The following is a 16,973-nucleotide window of genomic DNA, read 5'->3' on the forward strand; positions in this document are numbered from 1 at the left end:
ACAATTGAAAAAAGTTGTTGCATTCGTTGAGTTTATTGCGAATGTTGTGTTTCAATGATTGGGCATCATGTTTCCCGACTCCTTAACAATGGATTCGCTTCGTCGTAGTATCATCTGAAAGTTAGACAACGCGACAACGTGACGAAAACATCCGACCAACCAGAAAATCGTACCTTCGAAGGCTTACTGTTTTTTACCCGTTGCATGTGTTCGCTTTATTGACCGCTTCCTGGTATCAAAACGAGAGCGATCAAGAATCGCGTTTGATACGACTGAAAAAAAAATCAATTTTTTTATCCAAAAACTACCTGCGAAGCTGTTTCTCGCTCCATCACGCGCAAACTGAACCCGTTTTAAGAGTCACCACCATGACGTTCCGATCGCATTTCAAACACAACTCCTTTCTGTTCTCAACGCTGTTGCTCGCATGTTTGGTTTGCTTCAACGCCTCCGCAATCGCGCAGACAAACAGTAACGATCTGACGAAGAAAGAAGGTGCCATTCGTGTGGCAACCTTCAATGTCGCGCTCAATCGCAAAAGCGATGGTGCGCTGTTAAAGGAACTGGAAAAGGGAACGTCCGAGACTGTTTCAAAGATCGCAGCGATCGTACAAACAGTACGACCGGATGTTTTGCTGTTGAACGAAGTCGATTTCGATGGCGGAAAGTCGGTCGAAGCCTTCCGCAAGAACTTTCTCGCCAAAGGACAACTGGGACAGGAACCGATCGAGTACCCGTACGTTTTCGTTCAATCCGTCAACACAGGAGTCGACTCGAAAGTCGACCTCAACAATGACAAACGTGTAGGCTCTCCTGACGACGCGTTCGGCTTTGGTCGTTTCCCCGGTCAGTACGGCATGGCGGTTCTTTCCATGCACCCGATCAACACTGACAAAGCTCGCACATTTCAGAATTTCCTCTGGAAAGACATGCCGGGGGCGTTGCTTCCGAAGAACCCGGAAACGAACGCAGACTGGTATTCGCCAGAAGCCATCGAAGTCTTTCGACTATCTTCGAAAAGCCATTGGGATATTCCAATCACAATCGAATCGAAAACGTTTCACTTTCTCGTTTGCCACCCGACGCCTCCAGTTTTCGACGGCGACGAGGACCGCAACGGGAAACGCAACCATGACGAGATCCGAATTTGGGCGGACTATATCAGCAACAAATGTGACTGGATTTACGATGACAAGGGCACCAAGGGTGGACTGCCGATTGGTGAGGCATTCGTGATTGCAGGCGACCTCAACGCAGACCCGAACGATGGCGACAGTACGGACAACGCGATCGATCAGTTGCTGAAACACGAACTGGTTCAAGCCAGCCCGATTCCGGCGAGCAACGGAGGCAAGTACTACGCCAAAAAGGAAGGACAAGCGAACCTGAAACACAAAGGCGACCCGACTCAGGACACCGGCAACTTCAACGACCGCAGCGTTGGCAATGTTCGAATCGATTACGTGCTGCCATCAAAAGGCTTCGCTGTCTCCAATCAGGGCGTGTTCTGGCCAGCTCCTGAAGAGCCCGGCAACGAACTTACTGCAGCATCCGATCACCGCATGGTGTGGATCGACATTACGTTTCCCGAAAACTAAAACGCGATGACACTTCTCGTTCAGACTGAGCAAACACATCGAACCTGAGTGAACACGGCAAGCGGAATCGTGCGAAATGTCGACCGAACTGCAAGTCAGCGAATTTCATCGTCGAGCATCCTCTTTCGTTGCAAGCTTCTGTCAACGAGGCAACGAACAGGTTCCGAGGCAGCCGACCAATTCCCGGCGGCGTCCTTGCCGAATGCTTTAATTTCATAGCGGCCTTCGGGAAGCGGATGGCGGGTGTGCCAACGACCGGTTTCCGTATTTACCAGCACGGAAACCTGGCTTTCGTCGGTAGTCCACTCGCTGCCATTGAAGTACTCAAGCGTGTCGAGATTGAAAATCGAAAGTTTGACATCGTCTGAACCGCGGTCGTCTTCGATCATTCCACCGAAATTCGCGAACTCAGGATAGCCCATCTGATTGTTGGGGCGGCTGATTCGCACGACTGGTGGTGAGCTGTCGTAGATAACATCCAGCTTTCGAATCGAAGCCTGCCGTTCGCTCGCGTCCGCGGCATGGACTTCGATCGAGAGCACTTCACCCGGATCGAGTCCTTTGACTCGTGGCCGGGCATGCCACTCGCGTAGCAATCCCGCCTCTACAGGCTGCTCTGCCGGCATCCTGGTTGGCTGTTGGCTCCATGCCGTTCCATCCCAAAACTCGCCCGTCTGTTTCCGCTTGATCGAATACGTAACGGGTCCGACCTGCGCCGCTGATTCGGCAAAACCTTCCAGCTCCGTTTCCGGCCCAAAGTAGCTTCGGTTAACCGTCGGAAAACTTAACGTGGCCGTTGTTCCCGCATCCTGCGAACTGTTAAGCCGAATCGAATGAAGCTCGGCCCGCAAAGAGCTTTTCTCGGCAGCACTCAAATTCGCGAACTCGTTTTCCAACTGATGCGGATCGGACTCAAGGTCGTAGTACTCTTTTTCGCCGGTCGCCCACTGGGTATACATGCTGCCGGGCCGGATCATCGACGAATAAACGATCTTCCGTTTGGAAACCGAGTTCAATCGCGACTCCCAATTCTCGACCAGGACGGATTGCCGGATCGCATCTGCTGCAGTGATCGAGTCGTCTGTGAGTAGCTTTGAAAATGATCTGCCGTCTGCAAAGTCAGGAATCGAGGCGCCGCCCAAATCTGCGACCGTCGCAGAAATGTCGATGTGAGCCAACAGTTGTCCTGCGTTTCGCGAGGTCGTCACGCCTGGCCAGTGCACCCAGAGAGGAACCTGTGTGGCTTTGATCAACGGGAACGACTTTCCGTGCATTCGATGTTCGCCCATCAAGTAGCCGTGATCCGAAGTCAAAATGACGATCGTGTTTTCTTCCAAACCAAGGTCAGCGATCTTCTTGCGGATCCGCTGGACCATTTCATCGACGCCCGACATTGCGATCAGACGCCGACGCTGGGAAACGACCAACGCCGCGACTTCTTTTTCAGACAGCTTGAGCGTGTCACGATACGCCACGGGTTTGTCCGAGACGTCGTCCTCGTTGAAGCTTGCCGACGAAGGCAGTTTGACGTCGAGAAAGCGATCTTTCCACTTTTCGGGAACAGGATCTTCATTCAATGCTCCCACGTGTGGCGCGACGGGAGCAAGATAAAGAAAGAATGGCTTTTCCGGATCGCCTTCGCTCGCATACTCATCCAGCAGACCGACCACATCATCGGTTTCGATCTCGGTGCGATAACCGTGAACCGGCCCGATGTCGATCTTGCCGTCCGGAAAAAAGTTGAATCGCGCGATGCGGCCAATGTATCGATTGCCACCCAGTGCAATGAAGCGATCCCAACCAGGAACCGGCACGTGTTCTGTCTTTCCCTGGAAGTACTTTCCAACCAGCATCGTGTGGTAGCCAGCACGCTTCATCCAAACAGGCAACTGGTCCGCCGCCAGACCACTGTCCATAAAGTATTGCGTGCCGCCAGTGAAACCACTGCCGACATCGAGATTCGCACGATTGGTTCGATAACCCGTGTTGTGAGCGTATTGACTGCGAAACAGACAGGCTCGCGACGGGCCACACAGAGGTGTCGTCACATGGCAGTTGGTAAACCGGGTGCTCGTTTTGGCTAACTCAGACAGGTTCGGAAAGTGCTTCAACTTTTCGTCGTCAACCAGGTCAACATCGCAATCGTCCAAATTGATCAGGACGATGTTCGGCTTCCGATCGACTTGCGGTTCGTGTTCATCAAAACGCAACATCGCGCCAACGCCAGATGCAACCAGGCTCATCACTGCCGCGATGGCGATGACAGCGTTCCTCGAAAATCTTCTCAATTCTTGCACGACTTCCCTCAGTTCACGCATTGTCTCAAATCACTACTGCCAGCGATCTTCGACGTTCAGTTTAGTTGAATCTGACAACATCGACTCTATCCGCAGCCATCGACGCTGGCAGTTTGGTTTGAATGTTCCGGTTCGCAGGGATGTTCCACGTAAGTCAACTTTCCGTGATGCAATATTGGATACGTTTTGGTCCCGAACATTGGTCCAACTGGCCGAATTAACAGACAGTGTCCCATTTCATTAAACACATATCTGGATACCGGTTCTGGTTGGCCTTTGCGGTTTCTGCCCTGGCTGTCGGCTGCGCGACGTTGGAAGCACAACAGGTCGATCCGGAAGCGTCGGCGACGTTTGAAGTTTCCGGTCGCGTAACATCAAAGACCGATACCAGTCTCGAAATCCAAACTCGCGACAACGAAATGATTTCGATCGCGATCAATGAATCAACCGAGTTCGCGTTGCGGATGTCCAACCCCTGGTTTGACACGGCGCGAGGCCAGGTGGCGGTGGATGGCAAGAAACTGGACAACGGAGAATGGGAGCGTATCAAGTATTCGCTTCCTGAAGGCAAGCTGTTCCTGTTGGCTCAGTTTCGTTCGGTACATCATCGCGATCGGATCATGAGCATGCCAGCGTGGCGGATCAACAACTATCTGATCAGTGGCCAGCCAATCGAAGCCGCGATCCCGACGGGCAAGGACTTGTTGTTGGCTGGCGAGTTGGACATCGCGAATTCCAAAGTCATCGTCGGCGGCAAATCGTATCCAATCATCCTGGGATTTCGCGGAGCCACACTTCGCGGTCGAACGTTCGCGGAGATCGTTCCGGGAGAAGCCGTCGTTCTGGTGACGGGGACGGAAGTCGACGATTCAAAAGTGGCCAACACTATTTTGTTTATGACCCGTTAGGTGACGATTTGAAGAAAAGCAAAAGTCGCCTGCTAGGAAAAGTTTCGCCTGCCAAACCGAAGCAGGATTTTTCGCTTCGCCAGGAAGCGTTTGTCGAGTACCTGCGCACCGAGTGTCATCTGGCCGAAAATACGGTCGCGGCTTACCAACGAGACATTCACCGGTTCCACGAATGGCTGGGCTCTCGAAACCTGGTCACGTTGACGATTTCCGAGCTTTCAGATTTTGTCGGATACTTGAATTCGCGCGAACTGGCTCCGGCATCGATCGCTCGAACGGTAGTCGGCCTGAAGATGTACTTTCGCTACCTTCAGCTCGAAGGTGTTTTGCTGGACAACAAGGTTGAGTTGTTGGGCAGCCAAAAGCTTTGGCAACGTGTTCCTGAAGTTCTTTCGCCGAAAGATGTCGAACGTTTTCTCAACGCTCCGAAGCGATATGAGATCTACTATTTTCGCGACCGGGCGCTACTGGAACTGCTTTACGCAACCGGTTGCCGCGCGTCGGAGCTTTCGGATTTGCGACTGCGGGATTTGCACCTGGACGAACGGTTTTGCAAAGTCCAGGGAAAGGGCAGCAAGCAGCGGATGGTGCCGCTCGGTGATGCGGCGATCGATGCAGTCGAACAATATCTGAAACGACTGAGGCCTCAACTGGCTGCACATCGGCCCGATGAGGCTGATTGGTTGCTGCTGACGAGGTCTGGACGTCGACTACGACGCGAAGCCATCTGGGAGTTGGTGAAGAAGTATGCGTTGGAAGCCGACGTTGATGTTTCGATCAGCCCGCACACGCTGCGGCACAGTTTTGCCACCCATCTGCTCGCCGGAGGTGCTGATCTGAGGCAGGTTCAGGAGATGTTGGGACACGCCAGTATTGCGACGACGCAGATCTACACGCATGTGGACCAGTCGCGACTGAAGAAAGTACACAACCAGTTTCATCCCCGTGCGTAAACGGGGCCTGAACAGGCATTGCCATTAATTCACTGGTTAGCGCTTCGTGCCTGACTCGTTTCGCACCTGTGGAATTCGGAATCAAAACAGGCCGCGTGCTCACGCTTTCGCAAAGGGTCGGACGAAGTACTCTCCGCCAAGACCTTTGGCATCCAACGCTTGATTGATCAATGCGGCGCTGTTGTCACCATCGTAGATCACCAAATCGATGTAGCCAGAAATCAAACCGAACGCTCCGCCAAACACGCGGCCACTCTTGCCCGATCGCAGAGCTTCGTCGACCGCGTCTTCGATTTCGGCGCGAAAGTTTACTTCGTCGCCTTCGGGGAACTGGTCGCGATTGATTCCGATGTAGACGAAACTCGCACCGGTGCCCTCAACCGGATCTTCCATGTGGCCGGCCGACTCAAGAAAGGCTCCGACCAGTTCCATGTTGCAGGTGGTACCGGAAATCGTATCGCCGCGAGGAAACTCATCCGACTGCTCGGGTAACTGGTACAGCGAATAGGTCTCATCCGGCGGAAGTTTCTCCCAGCCCTTTTCCTTTTGCAAGTAGTCGACGTACTGTTTGAGCTTGGTCAGCGGAAACGCTTCCGGGTCGCCCGACAAGTCCTTGCATTCGGCCGATGCGATCCACGCCATCGATCCGATCTCGCCAAGGCTTTCGTCCAGCCAGATGCCAAGCACCGTGAAGATCAGCCCCTCTTCACTGTCTGCAAAATTGGGATGCCAAAAGTCGATTCCAATTTGCTCGTCTTCTTCGTAGACAATCGGCTTGATCAGAATCTCACCAGGGCCAAACTCCTGATCAGCGATTTTCACCTGATGGTCGGCGTGCAGCACCGAAGGCTGGCGCGAGCCATAGAAAGTCCAACCGTCGAGCACCGGAGCGAGCTCAAGCCAATACGAAGCAAGAAACAGAAAGCCCGGTTTGCCTTCGCCGGTGATCGTGAATGAGTGACCTTTCCCGTCCGGTCCCGGCCCAAACACCCATGAAAAACCTGGCAACCATTTGCCGCAAGCTTCCTGAACCGGTTCTGCAAGTTCGGCGCAGTTGCCGTCCTCGATTGCCGCATAGAATTCGGCCGCGTTGGTGGCAAACCATTTCCAAAATGCTTCGACATTCGTTTTGAAAGTAGCCATCGGTCATCCGTGGGGGTTGAGGAATCGTGTCGGAGGGGAATCTATCGGCAAGCGGGACGATCCTTGAGCCGGATGACGTGACGGAACGTCAGCCATTTGAAGGATTTCGGGATCAATTCTCGTGCGACCGAAGTGGCTACTGTTGCGAGTTGTCTTTGAGCTTGATGTTCTCGACCAGCTTTTTAACGTTACCGTCAGCCAATTGCTTGCCCGAGACAGCCTCGATCGCCTGAACGGTGAAGCGATATTTCAGATTGCTGTCGATGTCGAATTCGACTTCGGTTTCAACGCCGGATTCCGGATCGTTGCCAGCAGAAACTTTCGCGTCGATATAGTCATTGAGTTGAGCGTAGAGTTCGGCGGTGGTGTCGCCGGCAAGTGTTTCGACTTCGACCTCATCGTCGACTTCGATGGTGCTGATCGCACCTGTCTCACCAGCTCTAAGCATGACGCGAATCAGTTCAGGCGGTTCGTCCATCGATTCGGTGTCAACCGCGGCGATGGGCATCCGCACGTTGTAGTCGCCTTCCTGGACGACTACTTTGAACGTCAGAATGAAAAACACCAGCAGCTGGAAAACGATGTCGATCATCGACGTCATGTTCAGCTTGATGTCTTCGTTTTCTGTCGGTTCGTATTTCACTTGTACGCCTCATCCTTGACGCGAAACTTGAAATTCTCCATCTCTTCTTCCTGGCATTTGGCAATCAACCGCTGCACCGTTCCCGTGGGCGTGTCTTCGTGAGCACGGATAATGACAGCGATGTCTTTGGCCGGCACACGATCGCGACTGCGACCCGCGTTGTTGATTTCCTGATTCAGGACGGGAGAAAGCGTCGAGATATCGTACCCATTGCCAGCAAAGACGACTTCGCCATCGGGATCAAGATTCAGAATCACCTGATATTTCGGCCGCTCCACCGGAGGCGTTGCAAGGACACTTTTCGGCAGCGTAATTTCCTCGGCACGATCGACTTCCGAAAAATTGATCAGCAACATAAAGAACGCGATCAACTGAAACGTCATGTCGATCATCGGCGTCAGGTCGCCTTCGAGGATCTCGGTGTCTTTTTTGTTTTTGAACTTCATGGAGAACCTCTCCGTGGAAGGAGAGATTATTTTTTGTTGCCAACTTTTTCGAAGCGGCCCATCAGGTTTTCGCTGGTGGCACTGACTTCGAGAATTCGACGCTGAACCAGGTTACGCAAAATGTTGTATCCCGCAATCGCCGGAATCGCGATCGCCAAACCAATCAGCGTCGTCAACAGAGCCGTTGAAATACCCTCTGCAAGCTTGTTCGCATCCGGCGTTCCTCCGCCGTTAGCGATCTCATAGAACGATTCGATCATTCCGTGGACGGTTCCAAACAGCCCGATCATGGGGCTGATCGTTCCAATCAAAGCCAGATAGCTCAGACGGTGATCCATCTTCATGCTTTCATCGGCCCCGGCTTCCTGCATCGCAGCAACAGCCTGTGGATATCCGCTCGAAAGTCGAGCCAATCCGGCTGACAGAACAGTGCCCAAAAATGACTCGTCTGTCTTCGCCAGGTCATAGGCTTCCTGGTATTGCTTGTTATCGAGTTGAGTTTCGAAGGTCGCGACCAACTCCGCCGGGCAAACGCTTTCGCGTCGGGCGGCAAGAATATTCAGGATGAACAGAGCAACGAGAATGAACGACAACGCCAGGAATACGATGATGTACTCAAATCCCAGGCTGTTGAGCAACCAACCGAGCAACGAATCCTGTTCCGGATTGGCAGCGGCAGCACCTGCATCCTGAGCATACAGCGCGACATCGGTGATCCCGATCGGTGAAAGCACCAACGCAATGAAGGCAACCAGAAACGTGAGGGGAAAGATCCGACGTAGCTGCTCGGGTGAGGGCAGCATCGAAAAACAAGACTGGAACTTTGGCATTCGTGTTCTCTCCATCGAGCCACCACGTTTTTTGGGAAGGACTTCACCGAAGCGACTGGGGAAGATTAATCGATGGACCAATTCTTCGAATCCTGAAATCGCCGTAGTGACCGTTCTGATTGTAGTTGTCGCGATCTGGTTCGTGAACCTACGACGCGAAATTCCGTTGGTTCAAATGAGCGATTCAATTGAGTTGAGCTGACCACCATGTGTTGCGATAGCGGGACTTCAGGATTTCACGGGCTTCGGAAGCGCGATCTGTCTTTTTCTGGGCCGTCCAAATGTTCGCCAGACGAAAAACTGCTTCCGCATGCGGTGCGGACTCGGTGTCAAAAAGCAAATGCGTGAACAAATACTTCTCTTCGGCTTCCGCGAGGTCATTTCGTTTGAGATGGCAAGCGCCGAGCGCGTTGTAGGCGTAGGCAAAGAGTTCCTTGTCGTCCGGATTCTCCTGCCTGATGATCGATTTAAGCTGGTCGATCGAAGCTTCCGGATCACCGGTAACCGCGGCGACTCGGGCTTTCTGACACTGAGCCAGCCGCTGGTAGCGTTGGGTAATATTGTCATTTCCCGGCAGTGCCAGGATTTTATCGTAGGCAGCCATCGCCAATGGAAACTTTTCAGCTCGCATATAGGCTTCGCCACCAAAGAAATATCCGCGGACAACGTATTCCGGCCATTTGGAATCAGTCAGAATATCAAATTGCTTGGCCGCAAAATCCAGTTTCCCATCGGCCATCGCCAGGCGACCCATCAAATCCGTTGCCGGAATAAGGTGATGGCTCTTTGGATTTCCCTTGATGAATTTTTGCACTTCACTGCCAGCATCGATTGCGCTGAACGCACCGCCGGAAAATGCCATCTCGGATTTGGCCACGGCCCGGTACCAGGCGACCTCCGCGTCCGTGATTGGGTTGCCGCCAAGTTTAACCTGATCGAGCTGTTCAAGGGCTTCGTCGAAACGTCCGTCATCAATTCGATCCCGAGCCTTTTCGACTTCGAGGGGCTCGTTGGCAGCAGCCAGCTTCTCGATTTCCCAGACAGGAATCTTGTCGCCGTCGAGCGTAACTGACAGAGGCGTGATGTCCTTGATCTTGCCGACCTGCTTCGAGACTTTGCCTGATTTTTTAATGCGATACAAAGCGTCGTTCTGCGCGTTGGCCGAAGTCGCAGCTAATGCAACAAGCAATCCGCAAAGGAAAAGCGATTTTGAATTCATGTTTGTACTCATGGTTACTACTTTGCCGATTCCAGTTCTTTCAGCAGTTGATCGTATTTTTTCTTCCAGGCTCCAACCGCCAGGTCGTCAAAGCGTTTGAGGGCTTTTTGCAGTTCGCCATAGGCACTGTCAATCGCTTTGGGGTTGTTCGCGATCTGACCATAGCGAAAACGACAAAGCACAGAGTAGTATTCGCACTCGCGAAACTGCTCGCGAAGATTTTCTTTGCTGCGTGTCAAACTTACCAGCAACTTCCAGCCCCAAATTCGCTTTCGCAGCTTGTTCGTTTTCGGATCGCGATACTGACCACGGCCGTTCATCGAACTGGTCAACGCTTTGGTATCCTTCTTTTCGATGCCCCACATCAGCAACGTTTTGGCAGCATCGATTTGAAGGTTCAAACCGTTTGCAGTTTCCAGAATCTTTTCAAAGCTGCTAACAGCGGCTTCGAAGTCTCCGCTGCACCGTTGCGCCAACGCAAGCTGATGCTGATAGTTGAGCTCAAGGCTTTTGTCTTTCCCAAAGCCAGCTTTCTTCGCCGCTTCCAGCAATGCGATCGCGTCGCCCGCAAGCTGCTTCGAATTCGCATCTCCGCCTTCAAGCTTCAGGGATTCAGCAATTCCAAGCAACGTTGAACCCGCCCAAAGCCGCGTCTTGCCATCCTTGGCCACCGAACCGATGCCGGCAAAGAATGACTGCAAGGATGTTGCAAACGTTTCCTTTTCCTGAAGCGACGGCAGCGACTCAAACCGATCGGTCAGATCGCGAGCAACTTTTCGATAGACGCGACTGACGTTCTGGATCGCAGCAGGATCGCCAGCCGCTTCTGCGCTCATTTTCTCGATGACATTTTTTGATTTGTCGATCCACGTTTGAGCGTCTGGCTTGCTACCCAACGCATCGAGCCACGTATTGAGCGATGCGTTGTAAGCCGACTGTCGATATTTCGCACTCTTGCTGATCGCAGGATTGGTATCCAGGTTTTGCAGAATCGCATCGACTCGTGAAATCGCTTCGTCCAGCTCTCCGGATTCCCGACAGGCGTCAACGAGATACAAAGCAGCAACAGCGGTCGAGAAATCCATTGCCGCAGGGTCCGCGGATTCAACCGCGATCGTCAGATACTTGCGTGCGTTGTCAGTAATTTTCTGTTTGGCATCGTCCGTTGTCGCCGATTTTCGTTCGCCCCAAATTTGTTGGCCAATCCGTGACGCCAACGGGCCTCGAGTTGGCGAATTCGCCGGAATACGCTCAAAGAAACGATTTGCAGAATCGAAATCGTCATCGATAACTGCAACGCGTGTCGCTGACACCGCGGCAGCAGAGGACTCGCTGGCATCAGGCCACATCTCCATCATTGCCGACGCGGCATCGATCACTTTATCGCGTGCCGCGACGCGATCCTGACCGGTCGACGAATCAAACATCTTTTCATAGCTGCGAACCATCAATCCGGCCGCCTGCTGACTCCATTCGATCGTCGGAAACTTCTCCAACAGAAACCTTCCCATCACTGCCGAGTTGGAAAAACGTCGTTTCGCGAAATGGCAATACGCTTGTAAATAGCGAACGTTGTTCAGCTGTGCACGTGGTGTTTCTTCGTCGGCCAGCCGAACTGCTTGAGCCAACATCCCGAGCGTCTGATCGGCTCGCTGGTCGACGCTGGTTTGCAATTTGTCGACCTCCATCTGCTGATTCGATTTAGCCGATGCGTCGCGGGCGGTAGCCAGTTGACGGCGTGCGACCGCCAGTTCGCTCAGCTGATCCGAAAGCGGACCGATCAAGTCTTTGCTCTTTTGTATAGCGTCATCAAATGAGCTGGCCGTTGCGTTGGCGACCATGGTTGCGGGCTCCTCCGATGCAGCCTCGATTGAGACACCCCAATCGCCAAGCAACTCCGCCGCCAACTTACTGTGCGGGTTCCGCCGTCGGGCAACCTCTCGAGCCAACCGCGAGGCTTCTTTCTTGAGCCTTGACGCTGCCGAAGAGTCTTCATCTTTGATCGCCACAGAGCGTTCGTACTTGGCCCGAGCCAACTCCAACTCGACTCGCAGCCACATCGGGTTTGCTTTGTCGCGCCGCGTCAACATCGCGACCGGACCCTCGGCTGCCGCGATTACCTGCCTGGTTGGATACGGTTCGACGTTAGGCCACGTTTCAACTCCGACACTCAATCCCTGCTGCACCAGAACACTGGACGGATTTGGATAGTTAAAAACATCCTTGAGCAACTCCGAAGCTTTCCCATAGTCGCCCGCCTGTTGGAAACACCTCGCCGCAAAGGCCTTCGCCATTTGGCCCTGCACGAATCGCTGATCGTAAAGTCTGGCAACAGATTCAAACTCGGCTCCGGCTTCGATCAGCTTCGCATTTCGACTTGATTTGTCGTCGTTGAAAGCCAACGCAAGCTTCTCCATCGCGACGGGAATCTTGAGCCGCGTATCGACATAGCTGGCCTGGAGTGCCCGGAGCTTTTCGTCGGACTTAGGATCTTCCGGATCGATCTGAAAGTTCTCGATTTGTTCGCGCTGGGCTTGTTGCACCTGGCGAAACTTTGGCAACGCGTCGCCCAGGAATTTCTGAGCCTGAAGAAACAGCTCTTTCTTGCGAGAGTCCGGAGTTCGATCGAGGGCAGCCTGTTTCAGGTTGTTTCGCCCGCGAAAGTATTTCACATTGGATTGGATTTTCAGAACTTCCGTCGCTTCGATCGGATCCGACACGCTGCTCGCATGCTCAGCCAGCAACCGATCTGCTTCGTCGAGTCGCTTTCCCATCTCTTCGGGATTACGAATCTTGTTCACGCTGTCGAGCAGGATGCCTGCTTTTTGAAACGCGACTTTCTGCTTGAAAGAATCCGGGACAGAATCGGATTCGGCAACGCCATCAAGATAGTGCAACGCGACGTCGTAATAGCCTCGCTCGCGAAGCGCCTGAAGGAACTCTTCCGCCGGCTCATCGGCAATCGCCAATTGACTGCAAACCAGCAACAGCAAAACGGTGCCCGCAAAGCTCATAAGAATCTGAACGGGTGTGCCAGGAATATTTCTGCAGCGTTTCATTGTGCCCGAACCGTTGTTTGCCAATCCTCTGTTCCAATAATTCATTCTAAATTATGGGACACGAAAGTTAAGCTATCGTCTGGCAAATTTCAAACGCGGGAGGCATTTGCCAATGCCGTACAGTAAAATCTTCGTGGAACTTGCCTTCAAAGCACTCAAATGTCAAAGCCGAATCAGAATCCGCAACGCCCAAACCTTTTCGTGAATTCCGAGGGTATCGACACCGCCAACGAAAACGCGAAACAGTCGATCAAGGGGTACACGCGTGCCGTTCGCCGCAAATTGTACTTCCTGTTTGCGATGCTGATCCTCGTGATGGTGCTGATGAAAGAGGCTCGCAAGCCCGAAAACTGGATGTGGATGGGGTTCAAACGAAACGCGGCCAACGCGGAAGCCATTGAACTCAACGGTTTCGCCGATTCGAGCTCTGCGGACCTGGACCTGAGCCAGCTCGCTTCCGATGGACCAGTCGGTTTGCTTTCGCAAGCAGATTCCTCGGACGCGTCCGCGAAGCGTCTGCCAACAGAACAGAGTCGTGATGCGTTCTGGAAACGAACCTGGGATTCACTGGAAGTCGAAGACAAAACGGCGCTCGTGGAGTTGATCCAGCTTTCGCAAAAACGACTCGATGAACGCGACGTCAACCTGGCGGACTTCGATCCGCTACTGTCGTCAATCAATCAGGCCTCGCCCGAAGACGCTGCATATCGCGACCCGTTCGAATCGACCATCCGGCCCGGCTTGGTGGCCGTCGCCAGCGGTGAAGACGTAACGTTGAATCAACAGGCTGCTCTGAAGAAGCTTTTTCACGCTCTCGATCCGTTGATCCTGAAACAACTGGATGACTTTACTTCGCCCGGCCGCAAGTCTGACATGCCTGCCTGGCAACGGTTCTGGGGGCGGATCCTGGAAGACGACTTTGACGAAAATCCGCAGGCGGTTTCTCCGGTGCAACTGGTTGCTCAGCCGGATGCCTGGCGGTTCAAACCCGTCCGCGTGCATGGCAAATTGCTCGCCGGTCGCGCGAAAGTCGCCGGCATCCATGGCCCGCTGCGACATCAAGAAGTTTGGTACGAGTGGTGGGTCGGCAATTCGCACGGAGCGGATGAAGTCTGGTGCATCTACACCGCAGACAAACCGGAAATCCTGGAAGTCGGCGAAAAGTTCACGGACTTCGATGTCGCGATTGAGTGCAGCGGCCTGTTCTACAAAGTCCGCTCTTACGTTGACTCACAATCAAAAGGAAACCACTGCCCGTTGATCCTCGCGAAAACACTGCACGTCAACAAAAAAAACAATCCGGTCGCAGAAGCCACGTGGACACCTTCGGTGGCCACAATGATTGGCTGTGTGATTGCCGTTCTGGGAATCGCCTTCGCGATCGCCATGCTTGTCCATCGTGCAGACAGCCTGAAAGTGCATCAACCTGGCGGCGAGTACAAAAAAGTGATCGAAGATAACCTTGATGCGCTCAGCGATGATCCGGACATCAAGTCAATCGCGGAACGACTGGAGGAATTGCCTTGAACGTGCTTTTACTTTTGCTTGTGTTCGCGTTGATTCCGCAGGGCGAAGACCTTCGCGAACTTTCTGGACTGTCGCAGGAAGACGCAGCGTCAACCACAGACACTGACTCGTTCGACCCTTTGAATCCGCAGTTCAAGAAACTGCTCTATCGAACTGGCACCGTTGATTCGGCAGTGATTCGCGAATGGGTAACGAATGAAAGCACCGAAGCCATCAGCAGCTTTGCAACGAACCCTGCAGACCATCGCTTCCACCCGGTTTCGATCGATGCGAAAGTCAAATCTATCCGGCGTTTTGACTACCCGCCCGAACAGGCCAGAAACTTCCTGAGCGGTTTCTACGTTGCAGATTGCGAAAATGAAAAAGGCGAATCATTTGCGCTGATTTCACGTTCAAGCGTCGCGTCATGGCCCGTCAAACAGTCGCTCGAGGAGCCTCAGAGCATTCGATTTGATGGTTTCTTTTTCGCGTCGAAGTCCGTTGCACTCATTGGCGAAACAGACTCGACCCCGATTCCAATTCTCGTCACCAGACGATTCTCCTGGCATCCCGAGCGAACCTACGCTGAACTGGGCGTTGACGCCGCCAAGGTCGCGCTGGCGAATTCCGGTGTGGACATTTCGTTGCTGGACATTGTTAAATCGCGCAAAGGCAAGTCGATCGGGTCCCGGGAAACGGTGTGCTTTTGGCAGATGCTCGCAGCAAGTAAGAACGTGAGGCTACCCGCTGATGTCGATCGCGTTGACTTTTCAACAATGCTCCGCAGCCCAATTGAAAGCGTCGGCAGCGCGGCTTCGGTGCAAGGCCGTGTTCGGCAATGTGTTCCAGTGAAAGTCTCTGACCCGGAAGCAGTCTCGTTGCTGGGCACCGACACGTGGTACCAGTTGACCATCTTTCCTGATCTCAAAGGCCGCCCCATTCAGGTTGCAACGCGCGACGGCGAACACGAGGTCTATCAGAATGCGTTTCCGGTTACCGTTTGCGTGTTGAATCTTCCGGCAGGACTCAATCAGGAATCAATCGTTGGCAACGTATTTCTGTGCGATGGATTCTTCTATCGAATTTGGGCCTATCCCTCCGAGCGCACTGACGATTCAGGACTCTACGGCCAACCCAGCCCGCTCGTGATGGCTTCTTCGCTGACCGAAATTGAATCGACAGCGGGCCAGCTTCAGACGATGCTTGGTGCCATGCTGTTGGCAATGGCGATCGCGATCGGATTCGTTGGCTGGTTCGTATTTCGTTCCAAGAAAGCAGTAACGCGAGACGAACTACCGGACAAGATCGACACGTGGTGATCGCGATCTCCTGAGTGCGTTTTTCGACGCAGCAACGCCCATGCCTGCAGATCCATCTGACGTCCCCGCAAGATCCGGCCTTTCTGCCAATCGCGTTGATATTTGCAATGCGACGACTCCACTCGCACCCAAACTGCAGCCAATCTCGCCATCGATTTGGCTTATGAATCCGCAGACAGATTTACGGTTTGCTCCGGACAATTCCCTTCTCAATGCTGCGACTTTTTGACTTTTCGTCATTTTCCACGACAAAGATTGCCGTTCCACACGGTAAGGTGGAAATAGAATTGACGAATTGTCAGAAAATAAGCCATGAACGCCAAAAAGACACCAAAACAGAAGGAAATCGAGCTCAGAGAGGAGCTCTTGGTCAAAACAGCGGGTCAAATCCTGCTGACCGAAGGTTTTGCTGCGCTTTCGATGGAGCGATTGGCTGAGGAGCTCAACACGGCCAAAGGCACCATCTACAACCATTACCCGAACCGCGAGGAATTGCTGTTGGCGATGGCTGTCAAGGCGATCAACAAGCGGCAAAGCATGTTCGACAAAGCCTCGACGTGCCAGGGAGGTTCCCGCGAGCGAATTCTCGCGGTCGGTGTCGCGTGCGAACTTTATCGCCGTAACTACCCGTTGCATTTTGTTGTCGAAAGCGTGGTACGTCATTCGGCCATTTGGGATCGCTGTACCGAAGAGCGTCGCGACCTGATGCGAAAGCACGAACATCGCTGCATGTCGTTGGTCTCCGGAATCGTACGGAGCGCGATCGCGGACGGAGACCTAACGCTCCCCGGAACAATCAACCCGGAAGAAATGACACTCTCGCTGTGGGCACTGACGTTCGGCTCTTACGTCATCGACATGACCAGCCCGTCGCTGAAAGACATTGGCATCGATTCGATCCACCGTTCCGTACGACTCGGCGCTCTTCACTTGCTCAACGGCTACGCTTGGCAACCGATTTGGTCGGCCGCCGAACATGACGATCACATGGTCCGGGTTTGCAACGCGGTGTTTCCCGACGAAACGCCACTGCCTCATTCGGCATTTTAAGA

13 protein-coding genes are annotated in these 16,973 nt (G+C 53.3%); 6 read left to right on the forward strand and 7 right to left on the reverse strand.

Features of this window, described 5'->3' with window-relative positions:
• Positions 1-368: 368 nt before the first annotated feature.
• A complete protein-coding gene (locus tag MFFC18_RS22015) occupies positions 369-1,598 on the forward strand; it encodes an endonuclease/exonuclease/phosphatase family protein (RefSeq protein ID WP_075084119.1) in 1,230 nt (409 codons plus the stop codon).
• 95 nt (positions 1,599-1,693) lie between these two features.
• On the opposite strand, the gene MFFC18_RS22020 is transcribed toward MFFC18_RS22015, so the two are convergent.
• On the reverse strand, positions 1,694-3,916 hold the full coding sequence (locus MFFC18_RS22020; protein WP_075083726.1) for a sulfatase-like hydrolase/transferase: 2,223 nt from the start codon (positions 3,914-3,916) through the stop codon (positions 1,694-1,696).
• Between the two features lie 206 nt (positions 3,917-4,122).
• On the opposite strand from MFFC18_RS22020, the gene MFFC18_RS22025 reads away from it, so the two are divergent.
• The gene (locus tag MFFC18_RS22025) at positions 4,123-4,803 is read left to right on the forward strand and encodes a hypothetical protein (RefSeq protein ID WP_148619043.1); all 681 of its coding nucleotides are present in this window, start codon (positions 4,123-4,125) and stop codon (positions 4,801-4,803) included.
• Positions 4,804-4,811: 8 nt separating this feature from the next.
• Positions 4,812-5,756 carry a site-specific tyrosine recombinase XerD gene (xerD, locus tag MFFC18_RS22030; protein WP_075083724.1) on the forward strand — a complete coding sequence of 315 codons (945 nt, stop codon included), beginning with the start codon at positions 4,812-4,814 and terminating at the stop codon, positions 5,754-5,756.
• 99 nt (positions 5,757-5,855) lie between these two features.
• Here xerD and MFFC18_RS22035 read toward each other — a convergent pair whose 3' ends face one another.
• From MFFC18_RS22035 to MFFC18_RS22060, 6 genes are all read right to left on the reverse strand, one after another.
• The gene (locus MFFC18_RS22035) at positions 5,856-6,899 is read right to left on the reverse strand and encodes a hypothetical protein (protein WP_075083723.1); all 1,044 of its coding nucleotides are present in this window, start codon (positions 6,897-6,899) and stop codon (positions 5,856-5,858) included.
• Positions 6,900-7,035: 136 nt separating this feature from the next.
• Positions 7,036-7,542 (reverse strand): ExbD/TolR family protein, encoded by a 507-nt coding sequence (locus tag MFFC18_RS22040; protein WP_084416986.1) that lies wholly within the window; start codon positions 7,540-7,542, stop codon positions 7,036-7,038.
• A complete protein-coding gene (locus tag MFFC18_RS22045; protein ID WP_075083722.1) occupies positions 7,539-7,988 on the reverse strand; it encodes an ExbD/TolR family protein in 450 nt (149 codons plus the stop codon). The genes MFFC18_RS22040 and MFFC18_RS22045 overlap by 4 nt, the downstream gene beginning before the upstream one ends.
• A gap of 26 nt (positions 7,989-8,014) precedes the next feature.
• Positions 8,015-8,818 carry a MotA/TolQ/ExbB proton channel family protein gene (locus MFFC18_RS22050; protein ID WP_238381214.1) on the reverse strand — a complete coding sequence of 268 codons (804 nt, stop codon included), beginning with the start codon at positions 8,816-8,818 and terminating at the stop codon, positions 8,015-8,017.
• Between the two features lie 184 nt (positions 8,819-9,002).
• Positions 9,003-10,049, reverse strand: a complete 1,047-nt coding sequence (locus MFFC18_RS22055; RefSeq protein ID WP_148619044.1) for a tetratricopeptide repeat protein — start codon at positions 10,047-10,049, stop codon at positions 9,003-9,005.
• Positions 10,050-10,054: 5 nt separating this feature from the next.
• Entirely contained in the window at positions 10,055-13,096 is a 3,042-nt protein-coding gene (locus MFFC18_RS22060) for a hypothetical protein (protein WP_148619045.1), read from the reverse strand.
• A gap of 159 nt (positions 13,097-13,255) precedes the next feature.
• On the opposite strand from MFFC18_RS22060, the gene MFFC18_RS22065 reads away from it, so the two are divergent.
• The 3 genes from MFFC18_RS22065 to MFFC18_RS22075 all read left to right on the forward strand — a co-directional run bounded on the left by MFFC18_RS22065 (position 13,256) and on the right by MFFC18_RS22075 (position 16,971).
• Entirely contained in the window at positions 13,256-14,623 is a 1,368-nt protein-coding gene (locus MFFC18_RS22065; RefSeq protein WP_075083719.1) for a hypothetical protein, read from the forward strand.
• Complete coding sequence (locus MFFC18_RS22070; RefSeq protein ID WP_075083718.1) at positions 14,620-15,921, forward strand: hypothetical protein; 1,302 nt, start codon at positions 14,620-14,622, stop codon at positions 15,919-15,921. The genes MFFC18_RS22065 and MFFC18_RS22070 overlap by 4 nt, the downstream gene beginning before the upstream one ends.
• Before the next feature lie 312 nt (positions 15,922-16,233).
• Positions 16,234-16,971, forward strand: coding sequence for a TetR/AcrR family transcriptional regulator (locus MFFC18_RS22075; RefSeq protein WP_075083716.1), 738 nt, complete (start codon positions 16,234-16,236; stop codon positions 16,969-16,971).
• The last annotated feature ends 2 nt before the right edge of the window (positions 16,972-16,973 follow it).

Source organism: Mariniblastus fucicola, assembly GCF_008087665.1.
Taxonomy (GTDB): domain Bacteria; phylum Planctomycetota; class Planctomycetia; order Pirellulales; family Pirellulaceae; genus Mariniblastus; species Mariniblastus fucicola.

Bases quoted from the DNA above. Each gene is read 5' to 3' on its own strand.
- MFFC18_RS22055 (WP_148619044.1), bottom strand. From the start codon at position 10,049: ATGAGTACAAACATGAATTCAAAATCGCTTTTCCTTTGCGGATTGCTT.
- MFFC18_RS22035 (WP_075083723.1), bottom strand. From the start codon at position 6,899: ATGGCTACTTTCAAAACGAATGTCGAAGCATTTTGGAAATGGTTTGCC.
- MFFC18_RS22065 (WP_075083719.1), top strand. From the start codon at position 13,256: ATGTCAAAGCCGAATCAGAATCCGCAACGCCCAAACCTTTTCGTGAAT.
- MFFC18_RS22015 (WP_075084119.1), top strand. From the start codon at position 369: ATGACGTTCCGATCGCATTTCAAACACAACTCCTTTCTGTTCTCAACG.
- MFFC18_RS22075 (WP_075083716.1), top strand. From the start codon at position 16,234: ATGAACGCCAAAAAGACACCAAAACAGAAGGAAATCGAGCTCAGAGAG.
- MFFC18_RS22045 (WP_075083722.1), bottom strand. From the start codon at position 7,988: ATGAAGTTCAAAAACAAAAAAGACACCGAGATCCTCGAAGGCGACCTG.
- MFFC18_RS22050 (WP_238381214.1), bottom strand. From the start codon at position 8,818: ATGCCAAAGTTCCAGTCTTGTTTTTCGATGCTGCCCTCACCCGAGCAG.
- MFFC18_RS22020 (WP_075083726.1), bottom strand. From the start codon at position 3,916: ATGCGTGAACTGAGGGAAGTCGTGCAAGAATTGAGAAGATTTTCGAGG.
- MFFC18_RS22060 (WP_148619045.1), bottom strand. From the start codon at position 13,096: ATGAAACGCTGCAGAAATATTCCTGGCACACCCGTTCAGATTCTTATG.